At 61.9% G+C, this 26,420-nt stretch carries 25 protein-coding genes; 8 read left to right on the top strand and 17 right to left on the bottom strand.

Annotated elements, in window-relative coordinates; translation table 11 throughout:
• Positions 1-25: 25 nt before the first annotated feature.
• The 3 genes from KUL93_RS00880 to KUL93_RS00870 are packed head-to-tail and all read left to right on the top strand — an operon-like array spanning position 26 to position 2,371.
• The gene (locus tag KUL93_RS00880) at positions 26-694 is read left to right on the top strand and encodes a protein-L-isoaspartate O-methyltransferase family protein (RefSeq protein ID WP_217125241.1); all 669 of its coding nucleotides are present in this window, start codon (positions 26-28) and stop codon (positions 692-694) included.
• Positions 695-704: 10 nt separating this feature from the next.
• On the top strand, positions 705-1,058 hold the full coding sequence (locus KUL93_RS00875; RefSeq protein ID WP_217125240.1) for a rhodanese-like domain-containing protein: 354 nt from the start codon (positions 705-707) through the stop codon (positions 1,056-1,058).
• Complete coding sequence (locus tag KUL93_RS00870) at positions 1,055-2,371, top strand: TolC family outer membrane protein (RefSeq protein ID WP_217125239.1); 1,317 nt, start codon at positions 1,055-1,057, stop codon at positions 2,369-2,371. The genes KUL93_RS00875 and KUL93_RS00870 overlap by 4 nt, the downstream gene beginning before the upstream one ends.
• On the opposite strand, the gene KUL93_RS00865 is transcribed toward KUL93_RS00870, so the two are convergent.
• Positions 2,301-3,695: a 3-deoxy-D-manno-octulosonic acid transferase gene (locus KUL93_RS00865; RefSeq protein WP_217125238.1), complete on the bottom strand. Its 1,395-nt coding sequence runs from the start codon at positions 3,693-3,695 to the stop codon at positions 2,301-2,303. The two genes, KUL93_RS00870 and KUL93_RS00865, sit on opposite strands and share 71 nt — an antisense overlap.
• Positions 3,696-3,730: 35 nt before the next feature.
• Between KUL93_RS00865 and KUL93_RS00860 the strand changes: the two genes are divergently transcribed.
• A complete protein-coding gene (locus tag KUL93_RS00860; protein ID WP_217125237.1) occupies positions 3,731-4,555 on the top strand; it encodes a symmetrical bis(5'-nucleosyl)-tetraphosphatase in 825 nt (274 codons plus the stop codon).
• Between the two features lie 24 nt (positions 4,556-4,579).
• Here KUL93_RS00860 and KUL93_RS00855 read toward each other — a convergent pair whose 3' ends face one another.
• The 3 genes from KUL93_RS00855 to KUL93_RS00845 all read right to left on the bottom strand — a co-directional run bounded on the left by KUL93_RS00855 (position 4,580) and on the right by KUL93_RS00845 (position 8,364).
• Positions 4,580-5,461, bottom strand: coding sequence for a lysophospholipid acyltransferase family protein (locus KUL93_RS00855; RefSeq protein WP_217125236.1), 882 nt, complete (start codon positions 5,459-5,461; stop codon positions 4,580-4,582).
• Positions 5,462-5,476: 15 nt separating this feature from the next.
• Positions 5,477-6,253, bottom strand: coding sequence for a GNAT family N-acetyltransferase (locus KUL93_RS00850; RefSeq protein WP_217125235.1), 777 nt, complete (start codon positions 6,251-6,253; stop codon positions 5,477-5,479).
• 80 nt (positions 6,254-6,333) lie between these two features.
• Positions 6,334-8,364: a PhoX family protein gene (locus tag KUL93_RS00845; RefSeq protein ID WP_217125234.1), complete on the bottom strand. Its 2,031-nt coding sequence runs from the start codon at positions 8,362-8,364 to the stop codon at positions 6,334-6,336.
• Positions 8,365-8,558: 194 nt separating this feature from the next.
• On the opposite strand from KUL93_RS00845, the gene KUL93_RS00840 reads away from it, so the two are divergent.
• Complete coding sequence (locus tag KUL93_RS00840) at positions 8,559-9,485, top strand: carbohydrate kinase family protein (RefSeq protein ID WP_346731607.1); 927 nt, start codon at positions 8,559-8,561, stop codon at positions 9,483-9,485.
• 53 nt (positions 9,486-9,538) lie between these two features.
• Positions 9,539-10,006 carry an outer membrane lipoprotein gene (locus tag KUL93_RS00835; protein WP_249419155.1) on the top strand — a complete coding sequence of 156 codons (468 nt, stop codon included), beginning with the start codon at positions 9,539-9,541 and terminating at the stop codon, positions 10,004-10,006.
• Between the two features lie 19 nt (positions 10,007-10,025).
• Here KUL93_RS00835 and KUL93_RS00830 read toward each other — a convergent pair whose 3' ends face one another.
• The 7 genes from KUL93_RS00830 to KUL93_RS00800 form a co-directional block, all read right to left on the bottom strand.
• On the bottom strand, positions 10,026-10,865 hold the full coding sequence (locus KUL93_RS00830; protein WP_217125232.1) for a zinc-ribbon and DUF3426 domain-containing protein: 840 nt from the start codon (positions 10,863-10,865) through the stop codon (positions 10,026-10,028).
• Positions 10,862-11,779: a 50S ribosomal protein L11 methyltransferase gene (gene prmA, locus KUL93_RS00825; RefSeq protein ID WP_217125231.1), complete on the bottom strand. Its 918-nt coding sequence runs from the start codon at positions 11,777-11,779 to the stop codon at positions 10,862-10,864. The genes KUL93_RS00830 and prmA overlap by 4 nt, the downstream gene beginning before the upstream one ends.
• On the bottom strand, positions 11,760-13,160 hold the full coding sequence (gene accC / locus KUL93_RS00820; RefSeq protein ID WP_217125230.1) for an acetyl-CoA carboxylase biotin carboxylase subunit: 1,401 nt from the start codon (positions 13,158-13,160) through the stop codon (positions 11,760-11,762). The genes prmA and accC overlap by 20 nt, the downstream gene beginning before the upstream one ends.
• A gap of 7 nt (positions 13,161-13,167) precedes the next feature.
• The gene (gene accB, locus KUL93_RS00815) at positions 13,168-13,656 is read right to left on the bottom strand and encodes an acetyl-CoA carboxylase biotin carboxyl carrier protein (RefSeq protein WP_217125229.1); all 489 of its coding nucleotides are present in this window, start codon (positions 13,654-13,656) and stop codon (positions 13,168-13,170) included.
• Positions 13,657-13,667: 11 nt separating this feature from the next.
• Positions 13,668-14,153 carry a type II 3-dehydroquinate dehydratase gene (gene aroQ, locus KUL93_RS00810; RefSeq protein ID WP_217125228.1) on the bottom strand — a complete coding sequence of 162 codons (486 nt, stop codon included), beginning with the start codon at positions 14,151-14,153 and terminating at the stop codon, positions 13,668-13,670.
• Positions 14,154-14,241: 88 nt separating this feature from the next.
• Entirely contained in the window at positions 14,242-14,865 is a 624-nt protein-coding gene (locus tag KUL93_RS00805) for a TlpA disulfide reductase family protein (protein ID WP_217125227.1), read from the bottom strand.
• Positions 14,865-15,446 (bottom strand): hypothetical protein, encoded by a 582-nt coding sequence (locus KUL93_RS00800; protein ID WP_217125226.1) that lies wholly within the window; start codon positions 15,444-15,446, stop codon positions 14,865-14,867. The genes KUL93_RS00805 and KUL93_RS00800 overlap by 1 nt, the downstream gene beginning before the upstream one ends.
• A gap of 56 nt (positions 15,447-15,502) precedes the next feature.
• Here KUL93_RS00800 and mpl point away from each other — a divergent pair, with 56 nt between their 5' ends.
• The gene (mpl, locus tag KUL93_RS00795; RefSeq protein WP_217125225.1) at positions 15,503-16,912 is read left to right on the top strand and encodes a UDP-N-acetylmuramate:L-alanyl-gamma-D-glutamyl-meso-diaminopimelate ligase; all 1,410 of its coding nucleotides are present in this window, start codon (positions 15,503-15,505) and stop codon (positions 16,910-16,912) included.
• A 76-nt stretch (positions 16,913-16,988) separates the two neighbouring features.
• Positions 16,989-17,552 (top strand): DNA-3-methyladenine glycosylase family protein, encoded by a 564-nt coding sequence (locus KUL93_RS00790; RefSeq protein ID WP_346731606.1) that lies wholly within the window; start codon positions 16,989-16,991, stop codon positions 17,550-17,552.
• Here KUL93_RS00790 and KUL93_RS00785 read toward each other — a convergent pair.
• The 6 genes from KUL93_RS00785 to KUL93_RS00760 are packed head-to-tail and all read right to left on the bottom strand — an operon-like array spanning position 17,546 to position 26,249.
• On the bottom strand, positions 17,546-20,293 hold the full coding sequence (locus KUL93_RS00785; protein ID WP_217125223.1) for a nitrate reductase: 2,748 nt from the start codon (positions 20,291-20,293) through the stop codon (positions 17,546-17,548). The two genes, KUL93_RS00790 and KUL93_RS00785, sit on opposite strands and share 7 nt — an antisense overlap.
• A complete protein-coding gene (nirD, locus tag KUL93_RS00780) occupies positions 20,278-20,586 on the bottom strand; it encodes a nitrite reductase small subunit NirD (RefSeq protein ID WP_119334799.1) in 309 nt (102 codons plus the stop codon). Before nirD ends, KUL93_RS00785 begins: the two co-directional genes overlap by 16 nt.
• Positions 20,583-23,024, bottom strand: coding sequence for a nitrite reductase large subunit NirB (gene nirB / locus KUL93_RS00775; RefSeq protein WP_217125222.1), 2,442 nt, complete (start codon positions 23,022-23,024; stop codon positions 20,583-20,585). Before nirB ends, nirD begins: the two co-directional genes overlap by 4 nt.
• The gene (locus KUL93_RS00770; protein WP_217125221.1) at positions 23,021-23,833 is read right to left on the bottom strand and encodes an ABC transporter ATP-binding protein; all 813 of its coding nucleotides are present in this window, start codon (positions 23,831-23,833) and stop codon (positions 23,021-23,023) included. Before KUL93_RS00770 ends, nirB begins: the two co-directional genes overlap by 4 nt.
• Before the next feature lie 15 nt (positions 23,834-23,848).
• A complete protein-coding gene (locus KUL93_RS00765; RefSeq protein WP_217125220.1) occupies positions 23,849-24,799 on the bottom strand; it encodes an ABC transporter permease in 951 nt (316 codons plus the stop codon).
• A gap of 22 nt (positions 24,800-24,821) precedes the next feature.
• Entirely contained in the window at positions 24,822-26,249 is a 1,428-nt protein-coding gene (locus KUL93_RS00760) for a CmpA/NrtA family ABC transporter substrate-binding protein (RefSeq protein ID WP_217125219.1), read from the bottom strand.
• Between the last annotated feature and the right edge of the window lie 171 nt (positions 26,250-26,420).

Raw genomic sequence — 26,420 nt, 5'->3', positions numbered from 1 at the left:
ATTTGCTAATAATCAGGAGGATCCGATGGATTGGGAAAAGGCGCGGTTCAACATGGTCGAGCAACAGGTGCGCACCTGGGAGGTGTTCGATTTGCGGGTACTCGATACGCTGATGACGGTGAAGCGTGAACGGTTCGTTCCGCCGCAACATCGCGCGTTGGCGTTTGCCGATGTCGAGATTCCGTTGCCGGAAGGGGAGCAGATGCTGCGTCCGGTGGTCGAGGCGAAAGCGCTTCAGGCGTTGATGATTCAGCCAAACGAGCGCATCCTGGAAGTGGGGACCGGTTCTGGGTTCTTTGCCGCCTGTTTGGCCCATTTGGGCGGTTCCGTGGTGACCGTTGAGCGCAAAGGGGTGTTGGCGGAGTACGCGGTTCGGTGTCTTCAAGACCAAGGCGTGCGCAATGTCGAGGTGATGGTTGGGGACGGTTTGGTCGCGGACGATCGTGCGAAATGGTGGCAAGCAGGCACCTACGACGTCATCGTGCTTACGGGTGGTCTTCGGCAGCGTCCTGACCATTTGCTGCGGTACCTGAAGGTAGGGGGTCGGCTGTTGGCATTCGTCGGAACGGAGCCGGTGATGGAGGCGGTCCGTTTCGTCTGCACGGCGCCGGGCGCGTATCGTGAAGAGGGGGTTTTCGAAACTGTGGTGCCGATGTTGGTGGAACCTTCGCCAGCGCTGGCGCAGGCTGCGTGAGGAACGGGCGATGTGGCAGACCATCAAAGAATGGACGGTAGCCGAGTTGCAGACGGCACTGGCGGAAGAAACGGAGACGTTGCGCCCCGAGGTAATCGATGTTCGTGAGGCGTGGGAGGTGGCGCAGATGCCGTTTCCGGGGGCGCGCCATCTTCCGATGCATCTGATTCCGTTGTCCTTGGATACGTTGCCGCGCGACCGGCCGATCGTTGTCGTCTGCCACAGTGGGGCGCGCAGCGCACAAGTGGTCTATTTCTTGCAGCAGAACGGTTTCGACGCGGTCTATAACTTGCAAGGCGGGATGGTGGCGTGGGTGCGTGAAGCCGGTGCCGCGCAACCCGAAGCGCAGGGGGAATCACGATGAAGGCGAAGCAGTGGTTGCCGTTGCTATTGAGCAGCGTGTGTGCAGGGTGGTTCGCATCTGTCCATGCCGAACCGTTGGAAACGGTGTTGCGCTGGGCGGAGCAGAACGATCCGGTGATTGCGGCTGCCCGCGCAGCGCGTGCGGCAGGCAAAGAGAAGGAGGTGCAAGGGCGGGCGCTTTTGTTGCCTTCTTTGGGTGCGTCTGCGGATACCTTTTGGAACCGCCTCGAGATCGGGCCTTTTGAGAAGCAGTACAACACCAATCAGTGGGGCGTGAAACTGACGCAACCCCTCTACCGTCCCCAGAATTGGGCGCAGGCCAAGCAAGCCGAACTGCAGTCCGAATTCGCCGAATGGCAGTGGCGGGACGCAGAGCAGCAGTTGGTGTTGCGGGTGGCGAAAGCGTGGTTCGACGTTTTGACCGCGCGGGCGCAATTGCAAGCGGCCGAAGAGTTGCGGGCCGCGGCAGAGGGGCAACTGAAACTGGCGAAGGCCAGTTTCGAGGTCGGCACCGTCACGGTGGTAGACGTCTATGAGGCGCAATCGCGGTATGACCTTGCCGAAGCCCAGGTGGTTGCGGCGAAAAACGGGGTGGCGGTGGCCGAAGCCGCGCTTATATCGATCACCGGGCAAGCGCCGCAGCGTTATCCGCGTCTGCGCGACGGGGTGAAGCTTCTGCCGCCAGAGCCAGCTGAGCTTCCGGCATGGGAAGCCGCTGCGCGCGCGGATAATCTGGCGGTGGTGCAGGCGAAGCTTGCCGAGCGAATTGCGAAAGAAGAGCTGGAGCGGCGGCGGGCTGGTCACCAACCAACGGTTGATCTGGAAGCAATGGTGGGCAATCAGCGGCTGTTCAATCAGTCGCGTTTGGCCGCGGTGGAAGCGGATGCGGCGCAGATTGGGGTTCGGGTAACGATTCCGCTCTATGCTGGCGGCGCGATCACGTCGCAGGTGCGCGAAGGGGTTGCGTTGCTGACCCAAGCCGAGCGCAACCGTGAAGCGGCCGAGCGGCAGGCGGCGCTCGCGGCAAAGCAAGCCTATCTCAACGTGACCAACGGCCTCACTCGGGTGAAGGCGCTCGAGGCGGCGCTTGCCTCATCGCTCAAAAATTTGGAAGCGACGAAAACGGGGTTCGAGGTAGGGGTGCGCATCAATCTCGACGTGTTGAACGCGCAGGCGCAAGTGGCCGATGCGCGGACGCAACTGGCGCAAGCGCGCTTCGATACGCTGCTGGCGCTGTTGCAGCTCAAGGCCGCGGCGGGGCAGCTGGCGGCGTCCGATTTGGCGCAGGTGGATGCGTTGTTCGAGGAAGAGTGAATGGGGTGACTCCGTCCGCCGCTGAGTCGCGCTCTGCGGCGGACGGGGTGAGGAGCGGCGCCAGGGCAGCAAGCGTTCGCTCGGTGGCGCCGCGGTGCGCTGCAAGGAAAAGTGCCCCTTGGGCGACGTGTTCTGCGTGCAGTTCTGCGCTGTGCAATAGCCGCAATGCGTAACGAAGCCCCGCTTCTGGATCGGGGCATTGGACGATCGCGCGGGAACGGCGGCCCGTGGTGACCAGTTCGGCGAAGTGGAAGACGTGGGGGCCGACCACCGGCGGGCAGCCCGCGGCGATCGCTTCCAGGGGGTTTTGTCCGCCGAAGGGTTTCCAGCTGCCGCCGATGAGTGCGGCGCGTGCCATCGTATAGTAAGCGGTCATTTCGCCCAGACTATCGCCCAACCAAACGTCCAGACCCGGGTGCGGGAGCGTTTCGCTCCGCCTGGCCCACTGATAGCGGCGTTGGGTCAGAAGCGCCCCGACCGCGTCACACCGTTCGGGATGGCGCGGGACGATCACCAAGAGCGGCGCGCGCCATTGCGGGGGAAAGGTTTCGAGGAGCCGTTCCCACGCGTCGAGCAGCAGTTTCTCTTCGCCATCACGGGTGCTCGCCCAGACCAACGCCGCCCGGTTGCCCAAGTGGCGTTGCCAGCTTTTGCCCAGCGCGACCAGTTCGGGGTTCGGCGTTTGGTCGAATTTGAGGTTGCCGGTGACCACCACGTGCTTTGCCCCCAGTTCGCGGAAACGTTCTGCGTCATCCGCGGTTTGCGCGGCAATCAGGGTGAGCGCTTCCCACGCAAGCGGCAACCAACGCTGCCAGCGGCGGTAGCGGCGAAACGACCGTTCGGAGATGCGAGCGTTTACCAGCGCAACGGGTAGCGCCTGTTCCTGCGCGACGCGCAACCAGTTGGGCCACAGTTCCGTTTCCATCAAGAGGAGCGCGCGCGGGCGGGTGGCGGCAACGAACGCGGCGACCCATGCTGTGTGGTCATAGGGCGCCCAGGCTTGGCGCACCAGTGGGTCGCTGCTCCACGCATTTGCGCCCGTTTCACGACCCGTTGGGGTCATGTGGGTGAGGAGTACTGGCAACGTGGGGTACAGGCGGCGAATCGCCGCGATGAGTGGCTGTGCCGCACGCGTTTCGCCAACGGAAACCGCGTGCACCCAAACGGGACGCGCCAGGGTCTCGGGCCACGTGACGACGCCGAATCGTTCCGCTATCCCTTCGGCGTAACCGGGGTGGCGCGACTCGGCAAGCCGTTTGAGCCGCTTTTCCAGCCAGGGACGCGCCCAGCGCCACAGGCGATCGTAGATGTGGTAGGTTCGCACATTTGTCAGTATAGCGCGATGGGAGGTTTTGTGCGATGGCCACCTGGGTGGTGGGCGATGTCCAAGGGTGTTGCGCCGCGTTGGAGCGGTTGCTGGCGTTGTGCCGTTTCGACCCGCAGCGGGACCGCTTGTGGTTGGTCGGGGATTTGGTGAATCGTGGGCCGCAATCGCTCGAGGTGCTGCGGTTGCTCGCGTCGTTGCCCGAAAGGGCGGTGACCGCGGTGTTGGGCAACCACGATCTCTATGCGTTGATGCGCGCGGCGGGCCTCAAAAAAAGCGCGAAAGACGACACGCTCGATTCCCTCTTTTCCGCGCCAGACCGGGACCGTTTGCTCGATTGGCTGCGGGCGCGGCCGCTGTTGGTCTGGGACGGGACGTTGGGGTGGGCGATGGCGCACGCCGGCTTACCGCCGGTGTGGGATTGGGAAACCGCGGTAGCGGCCAACGCCGAAGTGGTTGCGAAATTGCAGCACGATTTGGGTTGGTTGCGCCAGCTCAAAGGGGGGGAATCGGTCTGGCACCCCGAATTGGAGGGAATGCCACGGATTCGCTACATCGTGAATGGTTTTACACGCATGCGCTTCGTCGATGCAAAGAGCGGGGCCTTGGAGCTCAGAGCGAAAGGGCCGCCGACGAACGCGCCCAAGGGGACCGTTCCCTGGTTTCGCTATGCCAAACGGGTGGCGTTGCCGTATCGGGTGGTTTTCGGTCACTGGTCGCTGCTGGGGTTTTATGCCGACGCGGCGGTGATGGCGGTCGATACGAGTTGTGTTTATGGTGGGCGGTTGACCGCGGTGCGGCTGGAGGATCAGGCGGTGGTTTCGGTGGCGTGTAGCGATTGTGGTGGCACGAAGGGGTGAGCGCTTGCACGCTCGGTGCTCGGGCTACGCGGCTTCTTCCTGCGCGTGCGCCAGAGCCGCGCGGATCGCCTGTTCGGCGTTGCGGGTGAGCGTTTTGCGGTCGTTTCCGGTAAGCGGGGAAAGGAGTTGCACGCGGGCGGTGAGCGGTCGGGCCGCAAGGAGGTTTTCGAGGGTATCCCAGAAGGTCATTGCGCCGACGAACGCGGCCGCGGTGGTTGGGGTACCGTCTGCGCGGTGGTAACTGAGCGCGACCGGTTGCACGGGTGCGTTGGCGTGCACGGCGCTACTCAGTAACGCGCTGTGAAACGACCGCAGGGTGGTGCCGTCGGTTGTCGTTCCTTCGGGAAACAAGGCGACGGTTTCGCCGTTTTGCAGCGCCGCGGTGAGGGTTTTGCCGATGGTCGCAGCGTGGTGCTTGGAGCCGCGCGCAAGGAAAATCGTGCCGTGCTGAGCGGCGAGCCAACCCAACACGGGCCAGCGCCGTACCTCACTTTTGGCGACGAACCGCATGGGGGCCACGGCCATGAGGACTGGGATGTCGAGCCAGGAGATGTGGTTTGCGACGACGAGCGCACCTGGGTCGACGGCGCCGGTGATGACGAGCTCGACGTCGAGCGCGGCCAGAATCCGCCGTGCCCAGAAGGATCGGAAGCGCGCACGTTGGCTTGGGCGAAGCCACGGAAAGAGGGTGATCGTGGCGAGTAGCCCAAGGAGGAGCCAGCCAAAGAGCCGCAGTTTGCACCACCACGCGGTGCGGTAGCGTCGGGTGGTAGTAGCGTTTTCGAAGGTCAAAGGCGGCAGCGCTTTACCCAGGCAAGGTTCAAAGCGATCAAGCGTAGCAGATGTGGGGGCAGACGCCAAGCGGTATCTGCTTGGGGTGGGCGTCGAGCGGTGCGGTGCAATCATCGTGTGCTTCACGGGTCACGCGTGACTCAACGATTCGCTACGAAGCGCATTTCGGGAGAAGTGTCGGCGGTAGCGCGGGGCGAGCCGTTCTCCGTCGAGTAGAACGGGAAAGTCGACGCAGTGAAAATCGGGGTCGATCGTCGGGTCGCCTGCAATCCAAGCGCCTGCGGCCAAGTAGGCCAAGATGAGCGAGGGACAAGGCGCGGGTTCGACGCCGTCGAGCGGCATCGGTTCGATGCGGCGCCACGGGGTGACATGAAATTCGATCGGCGCTTCGTACTTTTGCCGCAGGGTCCGGTATTGCGCGAGCACGGCGTCGAGGCCGCAATGGTAGGGGAATGACGCCAAGCCGAAGAGGTAGCGAACGCGAAAGCGAGCCAGGTAGGCGGCAATGCCGCGAAAAAGCAGTCCGATCACCGCGCCAGTGCGGTGTTCGGGGGCGATACAGGCGCGCGACAGTTCGACGAAATCGAGCCGTTTGATGCGGGTGAGATCGTATTCGGCTTCGGCGCACCGTTCGCCGACGACCCGTGCGCTGCGGGACGGCAGCAGACGGTAGCAACCGACCACCGAATCGTCACTCTTGTCGAGCACGAGCAGATGGTGGCAGAAGGGGTCGAAAAGGTCGTGATCAAGGCCCGGCTTGCGGGTTTTGAGGCGAGCGCCCCACTCGCCGGCAAAGACACGGTAGCGCAGCCGCTGTGCGGCGAGCAGTTGCGCGTCGTCGTGGGCGAGGATGAGGCGATAGCGCGGGGTTTCGGCAAAACAGAGGGTGGGGTCGGTCGCGGTCATCGCTTGTTCCCTGTGTGATGGGGGTTCCCTGCTGCCCGCAGCCACTCAGGGGTGCGGGCAAGCGGTTGTGGCGTTGGCGTTCAGGCAGCGCCGAAGATCGGCGCGCCATCTTCCCGTTCGATCACGAGCGTGGCGCTGCGGGGCCGGCCACCGGTGATTTCCGGGAATTGGCTGTGTGGCCAGTCGGAAAAGAGCGTGGGTTGTTGGTTGAGCACTGTGTCGAGCATTTCGGCAGGAAAACCAGGGGCGCGCGGATGCCCGGCGGCTTCACCTGGGTGTTGGATGTTGATGAACATCGTGCGACCGTCTGGGCTGAAGGTGATGCCGGTGATTTCGCAACCCGACGGCCCGACGAGAAAGCGGCGGATTTCGCCGGTATTCGGGTCGGCAACGAGCATCTGGTTGTTGCCTTGTCCGGCGAATGCGCCGCGGTTGCTGAAATTGCCGTCGGTCTGGATCCAGAGCCGCCCCAGGCGATCGAACGCCAGCCCATCGGGGGAGTTGAACATATTTTCGCGAGTGACGTTGATCGAGCCGGCGCGGGGATCCGTTTCCGGGTAGACTTCCGGGTTGCCCGCTATGACGAAGAAATCCCACGCGAACTCGGTTGCAGCGGCGTCGTTTCCCGCCTCTTGCCAGCGGACGATCTGCCCCCAGACGTTTTGCGCGCGCGGGTTCGCGGCATCGACGGCGTCGGCTTGACGTTTGCTGTTGTTGGTGAGGGTGACGAAGACTTCGCCGCTCGTTGGGTGGATCGTGATCCATTCGGGCCGATCCATTTTGGTCGCGCCTGCAACGTCTGCTGCGGCACGGGTGAAAATGAGGACCTCGGCGTCCGTGGGGAACCGGGGGTCTGATGCGATTTTGGGATTGGCGCGAGAAAGGAGGTGCCAACGCCCGAGCAGGCGGCCGTTGCCCGTGTCGGTGCTCGTGAATTCCGCAACGAAGAGGTCACCGTCGTCCAAAAGATCACGGTTCGCCTCCGGATTGGTCGGGTCGAACGGTTTTCGGCTGACAAATTTATAGATGTATTCGAACCGCTCGTCATCGCCCATATAGACGACGACGCGTCCGTCTTTCGCGAGCGTCACCGCGGCATTTTCGTGTTTGAAGCGCCCGAGCGCAGTGCGTTTCTTCGGGGTGCTGGTTGGGTCGAATGGATCGATTTCAACCACCCAACCGAACCGGTTGGGTTCGTTCGGGGTGCGGGCCACGTCGAAACGGGCAATCGCTTCATGCCAGCGGTAACCGAAACCATTTGCGATGCCGTAGCGTTTGTGCATCGGATCGTTGGGGTTGCCATTTCCGAAGTAGCCGTTGAAGTTTTCTTCGCAGGTGAGGTAGGTACCCCACGGGGTGACGCCGTTCGCACAGTTGTTGAGCGTTCCTAGGACGAGTCGGCCGCTGGGGTCGTCTTGCGTTTGCAGGAGCGGGTGACCTGCAGCGGGGCCGGTGAGCGCGCACGGGGTGGCGCCAGTGATGCGGCGGTGGTAGCGACTTTCCGGCACTTTGTCCCAGCCGTTTGGCCCGCGCCGCAGATGGATGATCGAAACCCCGTGCGCGGCAATCGCTTTGTTCGCTTGCTCCTCGCTGATCTTTCCTTGGGGTAGGAAATCGGCGGGATAGAGGTATTCCAGATTGGCGTATTCGTGGTTGAGCGCAAGGAGCCCTTCGTCATTTTTTCCGGGAAATGGAAAGAGGTGCATCCCGTCGTGGTTGTCACCGATCTGCTGCGCTTGCTCGGCGGCGGTGTTGCTGCCATCCGGTTTGAAATGGGCGTTGGGATGGGTCAGCGGGTCACCCCACGGGAGGATCGCCCGAATCTTGAAACCAGGCATCACGGTGACACGATCTTCCGAATGGGTGGGGATGCTGGGACCGAATGGGGCAAGGAGCGTGCTCGTTTGTTTGACGCTTTGCGGTGCGCCAGGAACCGCTGCGGCGGCACCGCGGCTGGTGGCGGCGTTCGCCCAGGGCGCAAAGAGGGCCAAAATCGCGCTGCCAACCGCCCCTTTGAGCAAGGTGCGCCGTTTGGCCGCCACCTGCGTGACGATCTCGTGAAAGGTTGGATTGGTGCTTTCGTTGCTCAGTGGCTCGTCAAACGCTCTCATCGGCGGACTCCCGGTTGTGTAAGACACAGGTAGCTTAGCGAACGGGTGTGACAGCTTGATGACACGGCGCGAAAAAAGATCACGGTCGTCGATCGGGCGCAATTGACCCGGTGGCACCTTACCGCTAGAATGGGCCGAGTTTTGCGCTGAGCAAAGGGGGAACCGTGCCTTTACCGATTGCGGTCTGTGGGTCGATGGCCTACGATACGATCATGGTCTTTTCCGATCGCTTCCGCAACCACATCTTGCCGGAACAGATCCATATCTTGAACGTAGCGTTTCACGTCCCCGAATTGCGGCGGGAGTTCGGCGGGTGCGCCGGCAACATCGCGTATGGGTTGCGGTTGCTGGGAATGGACCCCATCATTGTCGCGACGATGGGTCAGGATGCGGGGCCCTATTTGGAGCGGCTACGCCAGTTGGGGCTGCGCGATGAGGGGATCCGCATTTTTGCCGAGGAGATGACCGCGCAGGCTTATATCATCACCGACCTTGACGATAACCAGATTACGGCGTTTCATCCGGGGGCGATGCTGCGTTCGCACGCTGCGACGATCGATCCCGGCTGGGGCGCAGTGTGGGGGATTGTGGCGCCTGACGGGCGCGAGGGGATGTTGGTCCATTGCGAAACGTTTCACGAATTCGCGGTGCCGTTCGTTTTCGATCCGGGGCAGGGATTGCCGCTCCTGAGCGGTGCCGAGCTTTTGCGCTGTCTCGAACTGGCGCAGGTGGCGGTGGTCAACGACTACGAAGCGAAGCTCATGGAAGCGCGCACCGGGTTGCGGTTGCCGCAGTTGGCCGAGCGGGTGGAGGCACTGATCGTGACCCGAGGCGGAGAAGGTGCGGATCTTTTCTGTGATGGGCGGTGCGAACGGATCGAGGCGGTGCCGCCGCGAGCGGTGGTCGATCCGACGGGGTGTGGCGATGCGTTTCGCGCCGGGCTCTTGTGTGCGAAAGCGCTTGGCGCCGACTGGGCCGATGCGGTGCGGCTCGGGGCGGTGATGGGTTCAGAAAAGATCGCGGTGCGCGGCGCGCAGAATTATGCGCTTACCTTGACTGATGCGGTGACGCGATTGCGCGCCCACTATGGGGTTGAGGCGGCATGGGCAACGCTGCCGTAGGCAGCCCACGGCATGGGATGGTGGATCAGAAGACGCGCAGTAAGGAGCTAGGGATGGACAAACGGTTTTGGACGGCGTTCGTAGGGCTGGTTGGGGGTGCGCTTTTGGTGAGCGGGTGCGCTTCGAGTTTGGGAGGCGGCGCCTACGCCCGCTCCGAGGCGCGGCGGGTGATGGAGGTCCAATACGGGGTGATCGAAGCGATCCGCCCGGTGCGGCTCGAGGGGACGGAAACGGGAGCCGGACCGCTCACTGGCGCCCTTTTGGGAGGGCTTGCGGGGAACACCTTGGGCGGCGGACGGGGCCGGATTGCCACGACGGCCGTGGGGGCGGTAGCGGGTGCCGTGGCCGGCCAAGCGGTGGAAGGGGCCGTGACCGCTCGCCCAGGGGTAGAGATCACGGTGCGCCTCGACAATGGCCGCGTTTTGGCGGTGACCCAAGAGGACGAAGGAGAGGGGTTCCGGGTTGGCGAACGGGTTCGGCTTTTGACCGACCGTTACGGCAATGCGCGCGTTGCTCGCTGACAGCGCGGGGCATGGGCGGTTACGGGTAAAACGGGACGACCTCAAAACCGACGATCCCGCTTTCGACGATCTGCAACGAAAGGGTGACTGCGATGCGGCGCTGGGGGGCGAACGGCGACTGCTGAGGAGCCCGCCACTCAGCCGGTGCTAGGTTTTTGCGCACGAGCGCCCGACCTAGGCCATCGGTGAGCGTGATTGCCAGGTGGGGCCAAGGCATCGGGTAGGCGGCGCGGTTCGTAAGCGTCAATTCCAAAGTATAACGCCCCGGTTCCGCCTCTTTGATAAGGCGCGCGGCGTCGATCTGAAGCCGCTCCGGGTCTGCTGGCGGCGTGAGCGTGCAGCCGAGCGTGCGGCAAAGCGCCGTTCCTTTCGCGTAGAGCTCGGGAAAATATCGGATCAGCGGGGTGTGGGCAAGCCAGGCAGCCTGCGCAAGCGCGGTAAGAAGGAGGAGAGACGCCAAAAGGAGCACCACCGCGCGGGCAAAGAGGTTTTGCGCTTCGTGCGGTTTGGAAAGGGCCGCCGTGTCAGAAAACGCTGCGGGCGCAACAGCAAATGGCGATGGGGCGGGCGGTTCGTCTTTCGAGCGTAAGGGGGAGGAGGCGCTTTCGTTGGCAACGTCGTGCGGTTGGGGTTCGTTTTGGGCGGAGTGCGTGGCAGGGGGGACCTCCGGAGGCTGCTGCAGGACGGTAGCGCGAAGGGCGTCGAACGGTTCGAAACATTCGCCACAAAGCGCCCATCCCTGGGCTTTTGCCAAAACCCGGTCGCTGGTGGCGAAGGTGGCGCCGCAATGGGGACAACGGACGATGCGTTTGGCGCTTACGCGTTCCTCACGCAGGGGCCGATCGTCCGCTGCGCTCATAAGCGGGTTCCTTCCAACCGAATCCACCCGTCTCGTTCGGCAGCGATTGCGAGCCGGATCCACGGGGCGTATGCGGCAATGACTGCGTCAGCTTGTTCAGCGAGAATTCCAGCAAGGGCCATCTTGCCGTGCGGTGCGACGCGCGCTGCCAGGGTCGGTGCCAGGACGATGAGCGGTCGGGTGAGGATATTTGCAACCACCAAGTCGAACGTTTGGCTAAGGGGCGCATCGGCAGGGAGGACGGTGAGCGGGACGCCGTTTGCTTCGGCGTTGGCGCGGGTGGCAGTGCGCGCATCGGCGTCGATATCGACCGCAGTGACCGCACCGGCGCCCAGCTTGGCTGCGGCGATCGCCAGAATACCCGATCCGCACCCGTAGTCGAGTACTGAGGCGCCAGCGGTGACTTCGCGCACCAGCCATTCCAGGCAGAGGTGGGTGGTGGGGTGGCTGCCGGTGCCAAAAGCCAATCCCGGGTCGAGACGGATCACGGGGGCCGTGGTGGCGGGGGGGTCGTGCCAGGTGGGTACGATCCAGAGCGCGCCGTCGGCAACCGCAATCGGCGGGAATTGGTTTTGGGTTTGTCGCACCCAATCGGTTTCGGCGATCGGCACGAGTTCGCGTTCGTCGGGGAGTGTGACCTGCGCGGCGTGGGCCATTGCGGCGAGATGTTCCGACCACGGGGCGTCGCTGTCGAAAAGGAGCGCGACGACCGATCGCCGCCACAAGGTAGCCGGCGCTTCGCCCGGTTCGCCGAATTGCGGGGTTTCGTCTGGGGTTCCGGCGTCGGCGTCCTCCAGGGTTGCCGAGAGCGCGCCGTGGTCGAGCGCGACTTCGGCAAGCCGCTCCGCGGCCTCGGCTGGTAGAACGATGCGGACTTCGAGCCAACGGGCGGCGCTACTTTTTGCCTCGGGCATCGAGCCACTGCTCCAAGTAGTGGATGGAGATGCCACCTTCGCCGAACGCAGTGTCGTTCATGAGTTGCAGGTGCAGCGGGGCGTTGGTCTGGATCCCCGTGACGACGAGCTCTTGCAACGCACCGCGCATCTTGGCGATCGCTTGGCGGCGGGTGGGGGCATGGACGATGAGTTTTCCGATCATCGAGTCGTAGTGGGGGGGCACGGTGTAGCCCGAATAGACGTGTGAGTCGACGCGAACCCCCGGGCCACCTGGGGCGTGCCACTGTTCGACACGCCCCGGTGAAGGGGTGAAGCGGTAGGGGTCTTCGGCGTTGATGCGGCATTCGATCGCATGGCCGCGTAGCGTGACCGCTTGTTGGGTGAACCACAGCGGCTCTCCGGCTGCGATGCGAATTTGCGCCTGTACGAGGTCGATTCCCGTGATGAGTTCAGTTACCGGATGTTCGACCTGGATGCGGGTATTCATTTCGATGAAGTAAAAGCGCCCGTTTTCAAAGAGAAATTCGAAGGTGCCGGCGCCGCGGTAACCGATGCGGCGGCACGCTTCGGCGCACGCTTCTCCGATTTCGGCGATCGCGGCGCGGTCGATGCCGGGTGCTGGGGCCTCTTCGATGATTTTTTGGTGGCGGCGCTGCATCGAACAATCCCGTTCGCCCAGCCAGACGGCATTGCCGTGGGCGTCGGCCAACACTTGGATTTCGATGTGCCGCGGTTGTTGGAGGAATTTTTCGAGGTAGACCGCGGCGTTGCCAAATGCTGCGCGCGCTTCGTTGCGCGTGGTTTCGACGGCGGAAAGGAGCGCCGCTTCGGTGTGCACGACGCGCATGCCGCGTCCGCCCCCGCCGCCGGCGGCTTTGATGATCACGGGAAAACCGACTGCGCGCGCGATCCGCACGATTTCGTCGGGGTCGTCCGGTAGCGCGCCGTCGGAGCCGGGGACGCAAGGAACGCCGGCATCGAGCATCGCCCGTTTCGCAGCGACCTTGTCCCCCATCATCGCGATCGTTTCGGGGCGCGGACCGATGAAGGTGAAGCCGCACGCTTCAACCCGTTGCGCAAATTCGGCGTTTTCGGAGAGGAAACCGTAGCCGGGGTGGATCGCTTCGGCATCGGTCACTTCGGCGGCAGCGATGATTGCGGGGATGTTGAGGTAGCTTTTCGCCGCTGGGGCAGGGCCGATGCACACCGCTTCGTCAGCTAGGCGCACCGGTTTGCTGTCACGGTCGGCTTCCGAATAGACCACTACCGTGGCGATGTCGAGTTCGCGGCAGGCGCGCAGGATTCGCAGCGCAATTTCACCCCGGTTCGCGATGAGAATTTTGCTAAACGGAGGCCGTTCAGGGACTGTGTCGAGCGCAGGTTGGTTTGTGTGACGCATCGCGGTCTCATCCGATCACGAAGAGGGGTTGACCATATTCGACCGGCTGGCCGTTTTCGACCAGGATCGCTTTGACGACACCCGCGACGTCGGCTTCGATTTCGTTCATCAGTTTCATCGCTTCGATGATGCAGAGCCGGTCGCCCACTTTGACATGGCTGCCCACTTCGACGAAGGGGGGCGCGGTGGGCGACGGGGCGCGGTAGAAGGTGCCCACCATCGGCGATTTCACGACGTGACCTGGGGGCAATCCCGGGTCGGCTGGGGCAGCGGTTTCGTTGGTGGGGGCGCTCACTGCGGGTGTGGCTTGTGGGGCGGTGGGTACCGGTGTGGCGTGGACCGTTGCGCCCGCGGGGTATGGGGCAGTGACCGGCGGGAGGGTAACCGGGGGTTGCTTGGCGATGCGAACTTTTTCTTCGCCTTCGGTGATTTCGATTTCGGCAATCCCGGACGCTTCGACGAGTTCGATCAATTTCTTGAGTTTGCGCAAATCCATCGATCGGTTCCTTACGTGGTTGAACGGAGGGGCGGCGTTTCGCGTTCGAGCCAGTTCATCGCCGCTTCGAGCGCCGCCTCATAGCCAAAGGCGCCAAGCCCGGCGATGACGCCCACGGCTTTGTCGGAAAGGTAGGAGTGGCGCCGAAACGGCTCGCGGGCGTGGATGTTGGAAAGGTGAATTTCGATGAAGGGAATTTGCACCGCGGCAAGCGCGTCGCGAATCGCGATGCTGGTATGGGTGTAGGCGCCGGGGTTGATGAGGATGAAATCGACGCCCTCTTCCATCGCTGCTTGGATGCGGTCGACGAGCGCCCCTTCGTGGTTGCTCTGATAGCTTTCGATCACGGCTTTGGCGCCAGCGCGTGCGGTGAGCGCCGCGTGGATGTCGGAAAGGGTGGTGCGACCGTAGATTTCTGGTTCGCGCACGCCCAAGAGGTTGAGATTCGGGCCGTGGAGTACCAAAATGCGCCACGGTTCGTTAGGAGCAGCAGCCATCGGGTCGTTCCTTTGCAGCGTTTCGCGGTGCAAAGCTGCAAGTTTGCCGCATTTCGCCGCTTTTGGCTAGAGGGCGTTCGCCCGGGGGTCATCGTTCGAGCGCTTGGGCGATGAGTGTTTCAAGACGCTCCCGCGAGATCAAGCCGACATGGTGCGCGACTGGTTGCCCGTTTGCGTCGAGAACCAGCGTAAAGGGCATGCCGCGGTTGGGGTTGCCGAGTTTCGTCGTCTGCCCCAAGGCAAAGCCGCCTGCGACCAGGGTGGGGTAGGGCAGGTCGAATTCGCGAGCGAACGCAAGGAGTTTGTCGCGTTCGTCAAGCCCCAAGCCTACGAAATGGACGCCCCCAGCGTAGTGACGCGCAAGCGCGGCGAAATCGGGGAGTTCCTTTTGGCACGGCGGGCACCAGGTGGCCCAAAAGTTGATGACCAGCGGTTTGCCGCGCCACTCGTTCAGGGTTCGTGGGCTACCCGTGTCGATTTCCGGCATTTGAGCGGTCAGGAGCTGCCGAAGCGCACGGGCATCGTAACCCGAAATGGTGGGCCCGGTTGGGTTCTGGGGGGCAACTGTTTGACTGAAAAAGAGCCACAAGACGCCTGCGGCAAGAAGCCCCGCAATGAGCCAATGGAGTAGGGTTTGGCGTGGCGACGCACGAGTAGACTTCGAGTTCGGTGCTTGGGGGGTGGGGTTTGGGGCGTTGCGTGGGTCGTTCATCACGCCTCCTGCAAGAGTTGTTCGAGCATCGCGAGGGTGAGGCCGCGCTCCGCTTTTTTCCGTCGCCGTTCGTCGAGCGCGGGCCAGACGCGCAACCGGACGGGATAGGGGGTGTCTTCGAGGATCAATTCGGTTTCTGGGCGGCGCGCGGCACTGGCTTTCGGGGTATGGACCCGGAAATGGCGGTGTTCGTTGAGGAGAAAAATTTCCACCTCTTTCCCCGATTCGGCGAAGAGGTCGATTTCGATTTCACTCATCGGCCCAGCGGTCCCGTGCGCAACCGCGCCGACCAGGTACGCCGGCCACGGAAGCCACGAAAGCGTGTGCGCAGCTTCGCGACGCATCGCGGTGAGCTGTTCGGGAAGGTTTTCAATCTCACCGTATTCGGCGACGAATTCTGCCAGTGCTGCTTCGACCGCTTCGTTGCTGGGCAGCATCGTGCGCGGCGGCAGGCCAAGCTGTTTGGCCGCTTTGCGCTTGGCAAACGCCAGATCGCGAATGCCTTCGTCGAAGATGAGCCGCGCAGCAACGTGGGCGATCTCGTCGCGGTAGTCGATCGCCTCGTAAGTTTTGCGTTTCATGGGGAATGGGGTATGCGAGAATTCGCCTTATTGTACCAATCAGACGGTGCTGCACGATGCATCTGCACATTTTGGGTATGGGCGGGGTGTTCATGGCTGGGGTGGCGATCTTGGCGAAAGCGCTCGGCTACCGGGTGACCGGGTGTGATGGGCCCCTCTATCCTCCGATGAGCGACGTGTTGGCAGCGCATGGGTTGACGCCGATCGAAGGGTATGACGCCGATCAGATTCGTTTGGGTGCCGATTGTTACGTGGTCGGGAATGCGATTTCCCGCGGCAACCCGTTGCTGGAGGCGATCCTGGACGCCGGTTTGCCTTTCGTCTCGGGCCCACAGTGGTTGGCCGAGACGGTGCTGCGCGGGCGGTGGGTGATCGCGGTGAGCGGTACCCACGGCAAGACGACCACTACGGCGATGACGGCGCATATTTTGCGCACGGCGGGGTTCAACCCTGGGTATCTCATCGGCGGCGCGGTGCCGGGGTTCGAAGCGCCGGCGGCGTTGGGGGATTCTCCATTTTTCGTGATCGAAGCCGACGAGTACGACACCGCTTTTTCGGACAAGCGGGCGAAATTCCTCCATTACCGCCCGCGGACGTTGGTGATCAACCATTTGGAGTACGACCACGCCGATATCTACCCCGATCTGGCTGCGATCGAGACGCAATTCCACCATTTGATCCGAACGATGCCGCGAAGCGGGGCGATTTTCGCGCGTGCGGGAATCCCGGCGATCGATCGCGTATTGGCGCGGGGGGTATGGTCGGAAGTGGCCCGTTTTGGGTTAGCAGAATCGTATCCAGGTGGACATAATGCCCAAGCAGACGACCGGGCGGAAGTGCCGCGCTGGCAGGTGCAGGTGGCAGGGGATCGGGCGCACTACGCGTTCGATGGGCGAGCGATCGGAAGTGTGACCCTTCCGTTGCCGGGAGTCCATAATGCGCTCAACGGACTTGCTGCGGTGGCGGCTGCGTCTCATGCGGGTGTGCGCCCGGAGATCGCGGTGGAAGCGCTGGCCAGTTTTCCCGGGGTGAAGCGGCGGCTCGAAAAGGTGGGGGAGGCGGCTGGGGTGACGGTCTTCGACGACTTTGCCCACCATCCGACGGCGATTGCCGCGACGCTCGATGCGCTGCGACCCCGGGTGACGGGGCGATTGATCGCGCTTTTCGAACCGCGGTCGAACACGATGAAGCGCGGGGTGATGCAGGCGGAGTTGCCCGCAGCCTTTGCACGCGCGGATCGTGTCTTCGGGTACGCGAAAGGACTTTCTTGGGACTTGGCGGCAGCGCTGGCGCCGCTCGGTGCAAAGGCCAAGGTGGCAACTGAGATCGAAGCGTTGGTGGCGGAGATCGTTGTGTGCGTAGAACCGGGTGATGCGGTGGTGGTGATGAGTAATGGGGCATTCGAAGGGGTGCAGCAGAAGTTGCTCGCGGCACTGATGGCTAAGGAGCGACACGTTGGTGTGTGATCCGGGCCCCGAAGCGTGGGTTCGTCCACCCTATTGGGAAACGGCGTGTGCCGAGCTCAGGGCGCGAGACCCCAAAATGGCCGAACTGATCGCGCAGTATGATGGGGAGCTGCTGGGGTCACACGGCGATCCCTTCGTGACACTTGCGCGCGCGATCGTGGGGCAGCAGGTATCGGTGGCGGCAGCCGATCGGTTGTGGGAACGGCTTACCGCTGCGGTGGATGGCGTGGTGTCACCCGAACGGGTTTGGGCGGTTGAACCTGAAGCGTTGCGCGGCGCGGGCCTTTCGGCGCGAAAAGTGGAATACCTGCGTGATTTGGCGCGACACGCGCAGGAGGGTTCTCTCGACCCGGAACGCTGGGCGGGGATGTCTGACGAGGTGATCATCGGCGCACTCACTGCGGTGCGGGGCATCGGGCGGTGGACGGCTGAGATGTTTCTGATTTTTCATCTGCTGCGCCCCGACGTCTGGCCAGCGGACGACTTGGGGTTGCGTAAAGCGTTGGTTGCGCGTTATGGGCTGCCGGCAAAGCAGCCCCTTGCGGCATGGCGCAGCGCTGGGGAGCGTTTCCGCCCGTGGCGCACCGTTGCCACCTGGTATCTGTGGCGTAGCCTCGACCCGGTGGCGGTGGCTTATTGAACGGCGCGCGCTTCTAAGGTGATTTTCCGGATTTCTGGCAGGCATGAGCCGCACACGGTGCCGCATCCGAGTTCCGCTTGTAGCCGTTCGAGGTCGGCGCCAGCCGCAACGGCACTGCGTATGGCCGTTTCACTGACCATACGACAGTTGCTGACGATGCGGCTGGATGTGAGGTCGGCAAGTGGCGGTTCCGCCAACGGAGCGAAGAGCCAGCGGTGGAATGTATCGGTTTGGGTCCCGTTCTTGATCGCTTCGCAGAGCCAATGTGCCGCCGCGGTTTCTCCGCTCAGCAGGATACCGGTCAGTTGCCGCTCAGCGATGCGCGCCCGTTTGAGGATGTGGTTGCTGCGGTCTTCGTATTGCAGAAGCTCCGGCCCGCTGAGTGCGAGGAGCGATGCCAACCGTTCCAGAAGCTCGTCTTCGGGAGGAGTGCTATGGGCGAGGGTGACGCGCAGGATCGGCCAGCGTCCTTCGTCGAGGGTCAGGGCCGCGTAAGGGAAGTTGGCCACCAGAGGGCGTAACGCTGCTTGCCATTGAAGCAGGGGTTCGATCGGGTTATCTGGGTGATCGCTTCGGCGCAGGATGACGGTTCGCCACGGCAGGTTGCATTTTTCGACGCGCACCGCTGCGTGTTTCAGGTGAGGCTGTTTGGAGAGGGGATCGGTGACGGCCAAAGTGAGCGCATTGCTCCCTTCGCCCGAAAGAGAACGCCTGCCCCAGTGCATAGCAAGGAACAGGTGGCCGCTGCGGACTTCGTCTGCGGCGGCTACCGGCAGGATGAGTTCGCCGCGTCGGCTGCGCAGGCGCAGCAGATCCCCTTCATGCCAACCGCGCCGTTCGATGTCGGTGCGGTTCATGCACACGACCGGTTCAGGGTCGTGGCGGAAGAGTTGCGGAATGCGTCCTGTGCGGCTCATCCCGTGCCACTGGTCGCGCAACCGTCCGGTGATGAGCAGAAAAGGGTGGCGCGCGTCGATTTGCTCGGGGAGACGGCCGCGATCGAGCGTTTGGAATCTAGCTTTGCCGTCGGGATAGGAAAAACGGTGATCGGAGAAGGGGCGCGCTTGACTTTGACCGGAGGTAAAGGGCCACTGTTGCGGTCCAAGCTGGTCGAGCGTGGCGTAGGTGAGCGTTTCGATAGCGATCTCGGTGCCCGCAGTGGTTCGGGCATAATCGAGAAAGATCGCCTCTTCGGTGGGGAAGGAAAAGAGGCGCTCGGCCCGCTCCGGTATGCCGAGGGCTTTGCCCAGATGCCGGGCGAAAGCCTGGACGATCCACCAGTCGGGTTTGGCCTCACCAGGAGGGGGTACGGCGGTGCACACGCGGCTGATTCGCCGTTCCGAGTTGGTCATCGTTCCCTCTTTTTCACCCCAGGTTGCAGCGGGAAGAAGAAGATCGGCAAACGGGGCAGTTTCGGTATCCTGCCACGCGTCTTGGAGGACGACCCATTCGGCGCGGCGCAAGGCTTCGACAGCATGTTCCAGGTGGGGGAGCGAATGGGCCGGATTGGCGCACGCGATCCAGATGGCCTTGATCGTGCCCTCGGCAAGAGCGTCGAAGATTTCGACCGCGGTTTTTCCTGGACGCTCGGGCAGGGAGGGGATGCCCCAGAGTTGAGCGAGTTCGCTTCGGTCTTTCTCCGAGTTGGGGTCGCGGTGGCCGGGGAGCAGGGTGGCCATGGTGCCAGTCTCGCGGCCGCCCATCGCGTTGGGCTGACCGGTAAGCGAGAAGGGCCCCATGCCCGGTCGCCCGATCTTACCGGTGGCCAAGTGAAGGTGGATGAGCGCCACACCGTTGCTGGTTCCATGGATCGACTGGTTCAGTCCCTGGCACCACAAGGAGAGGGGGGACTGCGCGCTTCCGAAGCGTCGCGCTGCGTCGACGATGGTTTTTGGGCTGAGGCCGCAGATCGGCGAGACAGCGCCGGGGGTGAGCTCGGCGAGTTCACGGCGCAGAGCTTCGAACCCTTCGGTGTGCGTGGCGATGAACGCCTCGTCGATCATCCGTTCCCAGACGAGCACGTGGAGCATTGCCAGGAAGAGAAACGTGTCGGTCCCCGGTTGGATGGCCAGGTGCAGGTCTGCGTATGCGGCGGTTTCACTGCGGCGCGGGTCGATGACGAGGATCTGGCGTTCAGGATGGCGGTTTTTGGCCGCCTCGATCCGGCGGAACAGGATAGGATGGGTGATTGCAGCGTTGCTGCCTGCCAGGAGGTATAGGTCAGCGAGATCAATGTCTTCGTAGCAGCAGGGCACAGTGTCACTGCCCAAGGTGGACTTATAGGCGGTAACGGCCGAGGACATGCAGAGACGCGAGTTGGAGTCGATGTTGTTGGTGCCCACCAGTCCCCGCGCCAGTTTGTTGAAGAGATAGTAGTCTTCGGTGAGGAGTTGCCCGGAAACGTAGAAAGCAACCGCATCCGGGCCGTGGGTGGCGATGATCTGCGCGAAGCGTTCCGCGTTGAGGCGCAGCGCCGTGTCCCAGTCGGTGGGCTGGAACGCAGCGCCCCGCTTTGGGCGTATCAGAGGCCGCGTGGCCCTGCCGGTGCGTACGTGCGCTGCTGCAAGGGTTTGCCCTTTGATGCAAAGTTGTCCGCGGTTCACGGGATGGTCGGGATCGCCGCGGACGTTGAGAAGGTTGACACCGTCGGTTTCGATGGCCACCCCGCAGCCGGTGCCGCAGTAGCAGCAGACGCTCTTCACTTCGGTGATTTTGCGCCGATTCGTTACAGCGCGATCCATACCCACTCCTCTTCGACTTTGGTGGGGTAGCGTGTTACGCATCCCTTGTCAGGAGAAACCGCTTCACCGGTGGTGAGGTCGATCCGCCAACCGTGCAACGGACAGGTGACTTCATGGCCGGCGACGATTCCCTGCGAGAGCGGACCACCCTTGTGGGGACAGCGGTCGGTGACCGCGAAGAGCTGGTCGTCCCGTGTGCGAAAGAGGGCGATTGCGCCTTTGGGGGTCTCGATCCGCATTGCCCCGAGGCGTGGGATCTGCTCGAGCGGACAAACTTTTTTCCAAAGGTTCATTCGGTCATCTCCATGATGGCGTATTCTCGGTCTTGGGTTGCAACGGCTTTCTGCCAGGGATCTTCCACGCCCTGGAGCGAGTAGAGGAGCCGTTCGTAAAGTGCCTGCCTTTTCTCGGGGTTGTCGACGATCTGTGCTTTGACGTAGTCGAGGCCGACGCGGGCCAGGTAGTGGCAGGTGCGTTCGAGGTAGAAACCCTCTTCGCGATAGAGTTGTAAAAAGGCCCCCACGTATTCGATGACCTCTTCCTCACTCTTGACCTTGCAGAGGAATTGAGCCACTTCGGTTTTGATCCCGCCGTTGCCGCCGATGTAGATTTCGAAACCGGAGTCGACACCGATGATGCCCACATCCTTGATTCCCGATTCGGCGCAGTTGCGCGGACATCCCGAGACGGCCAGTTTGACCTTGTGTGGCGACCACATGCCGAAGAGCGCTTTTTCCAGACGAATGCCGAGTCCCATCGATTTCTGCGTGCCAAAACGGCAATGTTCGGCTCCAACGCATGTCTTTACGGTGCGCAACGATTTGCCATAGGCGTGGCCGGAAACGAGTCCAGCCTTACCCAATTCGGCCCAGATCTTCGGTAGGTCGTTCTTCTTGACACCGAGCAGGTCGATGCGCTGCCCGCCGGTGAGTTTGATCGTTGGGACACGGAATTTTTCCGCCACATCGGCAATCGCTCGCAGCTCCGTCGGGTTGGTCAGACCGCCCCACATCCGGGGAACCACGCTGAATGTGCCGTCTTTCTGGATGTTGGCATGGGCCCGTTCGTTGATGAAGCGGGACTGGGGGTCGTCCTGCGCTTCGTGGGGCCAGGTGGAGATCAGATAGTAGTTGAGGGCGGGGCGGCAAGTGGCGCAACCGTCTGGGGTTCGCCAACCGAGCGTCTCCATCACCTGCGGAATCGAGAGGAGCTTCTGCTCACGGATCGCTTGCCGAACTTCGGCGTGGGTGAGATCAGTGCAGTCGCAGATCGGTTTTTCGCGGGTATTGTTCGGCTGGTAAACGCTGCCGAGTACATTGGCCAGGATCTGTTCTACCAAGCCAGTGCAAGAACCGCAACTTGAGGAGGCTTTGGTGTGCTTGCGCACATCTTCCAAAGTGAAGAGGCCGTTGGCCTTGATTGCCGCGACGATTGCCCCTTTGGTGACGCCATTACAGCCGCAAACCTCGGCGTCGTTGGGCATGGCTGCAGCGCGGTTTTCACCGCTGTGACCTGTATTTCCGAGGTGATGGGGGCCGAACATCAGTTGGTGGCGGATTTCTGTGATCTTCTGCCGGTCTTTGATGAGCTGGAAGTACCAAGCACCATCGACGGTGTCGCCGTAGAGAACAGCGCCGACCAAGTGGTCGCCTTCGATCACCAGTTTCTTGTAAACGCCAGCTGACGGGTCGGTGAAGGTGATGAAATCGCTCTGTGGCGAGCCCATGAAGTTGCCCGCCGAGAAGAGGTCGATGCCGGTGACCTTGAGTTTGGTCGAGGTGACAGAGCCGGTGTATCGGGCGATGCCGAACTCTGCGAGATGGTTGGCGCAGACCTTGGCTTGTTCGAAGAGGGGGGCCACCAGCCCGTAGGTGACGCCACGGTGTTCGACACACTCGCCAACCGCGTAGATCTTCGGATCGTAGGTCTGGAGGGTGTCATTGACGACGATGCCGCGACGACAGTAGAGACCGGCGCGCTGCGCCAGTTCGATGTTCGGCCGGATGCCTACGGCCATGACGACGAGGTCAGCTTCCACTCGGGAGCCGTCGGCGAACTCGACGCTTTGCACCCGCCCATCGGGACCTGGGTGAAGCGCTCGAGTTTCGGTCTGAAGCATGAAACGCAACCCTTTTGCTTCCAGCGATTTTTGCAGCAGTTCCCCGGCATAGCGGTCAAGTTGGCGCTCGAGCAACCATGCTCCGATATGGACCACCGTTACCGTCATTCCGCGCAGCGCCAGTCCGTTGGCTGCTTCCAGGCCGAGAAGCCCTCCACCGATGACGACCGCATGGCGGTATTTTTGGCTGGCTTCGATCATCGCTTCGGTGTCGGCGATGTCACGCCAACTGATCACGCCGTGAAGGTCGTTTCCAGGAACCGGCAGGATGGCTGGTGACGATCCGGTGGCAAGGAGTAGGCGGTCGTATTCGGCGCTCGTGCCGTCTTCGGCGACGACTCGTTGGGAGATGCGGTCGATTTCGACGACTCGTTTCCCGAGATGCAGCCGGATGCCATGGGTTTCGTACCAGGTGGGGTCGTTGAGGATCGTCTCGACGAACGGTACCTCACCAGCCAAAACCGACGAGAGGAGGATGCGGTTGTAGTTGGGGTGGGGTTCGGCGCCGAATACGGTAATCTCGTAGCGGTCCGGCGCCAATTTCAGCAACTCTTCCAGGGTTCGGCAGCCAGCCATGCCGTTGCCGACCACGACAAGACGTGGTTTTCTCATGCGAGGACTCCTTCTTCGATACGGCGAGCTTGTTTGGCGTAGAGAAAGTCGAGGACATGCGCGCGCAGGGCGGCGTAGGTAGGGTCTTTGGAAAGTGTCAGACGGTTGCGCGGCCGCGGTAAGTTGATGGGGAGAATTTCGCCGATGGTCGCCTCAGGTCCATTGGTCATCATGACGATGCGGTCGGAGAGCAGAACCGCCTCGTCTACGTCGTGTGTGATCATGATCACGGTGTTTTTGAGCGTTTCCTGAATTTCCATCAGCGAATCCTGGAGGTGGGCGCGGGTAAGGGCGTCGAGTGCGCCGAACGGTTCGTCCATCAGCAAGACCTCCGGTTGCATGGCTAGCGCACGGGCGATACCCACCCGTTGCTTCATCCCTCCCGAGATCTCGGCCGGATACTTGTGGCGGGCGTGGTCCATATGGACGAGTTTCAAGTTGTGCTCGATCCACTCCTTTTTCCATGAGGAGGGCTTGTCGCGAAACACTTGGTCGACAGCCAGTTTGACGTTTTCATAGACGTTCAACCAGGGCAGGAGGGAGTGGTTCTGAAAGACCACAGCGCGTTCGGGACCGGGTTCGCGAACCTCTCTGTCGTTGAGCAGGACAACCCCTTCGGTGGGTTGATACAGACCGGCGATGATGTTGAGCACGGTCGATTTGCCGCAGCCCGAGTGGCCGATGAGCGAGAGGAACTCGCCCTTGGCGATCTTGAGGTTGATGTCACGCAGCGCCCGGAATGGGCCTTTCGGCGTGGGAAATTCGATGCTGACTTGAGAGAGTTCAAGGTGGGGGAGAGGGGGATTCATGCGTGCCGCTCCTTTTCAGCGCAGTGTGGCCGTTTTGTCCCAGGAGACCCACCGTTGGGCGAGCAGCATCAACCGGTCGAGGAGGAAACCGATGATGCCGATGGTGACTACTGCCACCATGATCCGCGCCAGAGATTGGGAACTTCCGTTCTGGAATTCGTCCCAGACGAATTTGCCGAGCCCCGGGTTCTGAGCGAGCATCTCCGCAGCGATGAGCACCATCCAGGCGATTCCGAGCGAGATGCGCAGCCCTGTGAACATGCTGGGGATGGTGCAAGGCAGGACGATCTTGCGCAGATGGGTCAGGGGGCTCAGACGCAACACGCGGCTGACGTTCTGCATGTCACGGGTGACGCTGCCGACACCGGCCGCGGTGTTGATGATGGTGGGCCAGAGGCTGCAGAGCATCACGACGAACATCGAGGTAAGGTACGCTTTGTCGAACAGGGGCGATTCGCTCACATAGACGGCCGAGACCACGATGGTTACCAATGGCAGCCAGGCGATCGGTGAGATCGGTTTCAACACCTGGATGATCGGGTTGATCGCCGAATAGGCGGTTTTGCTGATTCCGATGAGCAATCCAACCGGTATGGCAATCAGAGAACCCAGCAGGAAGCCCGAGGCGACGGTGATGAGACTGCGCCGAATTTTGTCGAAAAAGGTCGGCATCCCTCTGTATTCGCGCCAGACGATTTCGGCATTCGGGTTTTCCTGCAGCTTCTTTTCGTTGCGAATACGCTGCCGCTCGTAAAACTTTTGTTCGCGAATCTTTTCCTGCTGGTACTCTTCGATCAGGTTGGTGAACTGTTGCCAAGTTTCGACCGGGCCAGGAAATTTCCCGAGGGTGGTATCGATTTGGCTGGCAACGCCTTGCCAGACGGCCAGAAATAGAGTGAGGCCGGTCAGCGGAGCGAGCAGGGAGCGCAGGGGGGGCAAGCGAAATGGGACCATATCGTTCCTCATGCGTCTTTCCTTTTCTCAGAAACTACGCCTTTTCGTTTCCTTTGAGCCCAATCGGCAACGAATCGATGTAGCGGTTGGGAAACCTTCCGTCGTACGGGATTCCATCGATGAATTCCCGCTGGACAGGGCGAAAACCGTCGCTTTTCCAGATTTCTTCAGGGAAATCGGATTCATTCATGATCCCTTCTGCAATCAGGGATTCGACTGCGGTTTTGTATAGGTCTGGGCGATAGACCTTTTTCGCCGTCTCGAAATACCAGTCGTCCGGCCGTTGTTCCGGTATCTGGCCCCATCGCCGCATCTGAGTCAAATACCAGATGGCGTCAGAGTAGTATGGGTACGGAGCGTTGTAACGGAAGAAGACGTTGAAGTCGGGGGCCGCTCTTCTGTCTCCCCGCTCGTATTCGAAGAATCCGGTCATCGAGTTGGCGATCACGTCGTAGTCGGCACCAACATAGTAGGGGCGGGAGAGAATCTTGACGGCTTCCGGTCGGTTCTTGTTGTTTTCCTGATCGAGCCAGTATTGGGCACGGATCAGTGCGCGTACGATGCGAATGGTCGTGTTCGGGAATTTTTCAGCAAATTCGCGGCGAATACCGAAGACTTTTTCTGGGTTGTTCTTCCAGATCTCATCGTCGGTGATGACGGCTACGCCGATGCCGCGCATGACCGCTTGCTGGTTCCACGGTTCTCCGACACAGTAGCCGTCGATCGTTCCCGCCTCCAGAGTGGCCGGCATTTGGGGAGGTGGGGTGACCGAGAGGTGGACTTGCGCTTGAATGGTACCGGCGGTGTCTCCCCGTTGTGGGGCATAGTAGCCAGGATGGAGTCCTCCGGCCGCCAACCAGTAACGCAATTCGTAGTTGTGGGTGGAGACGGGAAAGACCATCCCCATCTTGAACAGCTTTCCTTCTTTCCGGTATTGCTCGACCACCGGCTTGAGGTATTCGGCGCCTATCGGGTGCTTCGGCTTGCCGTTTTCTTGGGGGATCGATGGTTTCATCATCTCCCACACCACATTGGAAACGGTAATCCCGTTTCCGTTGAGATCCAGCGAGATTGGCGTGATGATGTTTGCCTGTGTGCCATAGCCGATGGTTGCAGCAATGGGCTGACCAGCCAGCATGTGGGCGCCATCCAGTTGTCCATCGATCACGCGGTCGAGCAAAACTTTCCAGTTGGCCTGTGCCTCGAGCTCGACGTAGAGTCCTTCTTCTTCGAAATAACCGAGCTCTTTGGCGATGGCGAAAGGCGCCATATCGGTAAGTTTGATAAAGCCGAATTTCAGATCCGCTTTTTCGGGTTCCCCCAGCTTTGCCGAGGCCTGTGCCGGTGTGCGTACCAGTCCCGCCGAAAGGCCAATAACCGCTGCAGTCACGGCTGCCCCTTTTTTCATGAAGGTTCTCCGGCCGATCAGAGTGGTAAATTTCCCGTCTTGCTTGCTGCTCATTTTTCGCTTCCCCTCTTTATTTGATTCGGCTGGTTTCACAATCATCTTTCCAGCAAAAAACGTGCCATCAATTACGGGCGTTGAAAGACCGATTTTTTTTGAGGTTCGGTCGAATGTTGCACCGCAGCAGTGCGCGATTGCGATGATTTCGTGCGCTGTGTCACCATTTCG

The organism is Hydrogenophilus thiooxidans, assembly GCF_019049855.1.
In the GTDB taxonomy this organism is placed as follows: Bacteria; Pseudomonadota; Gammaproteobacteria; order Burkholderiales; family Rhodocyclaceae; genus Hydrogenophilus; species Hydrogenophilus thiooxidans.
Note: the sequence above shows the minus strand (reverse complement) of the source record. Positions and strands in the feature narration are given on the sequence as shown.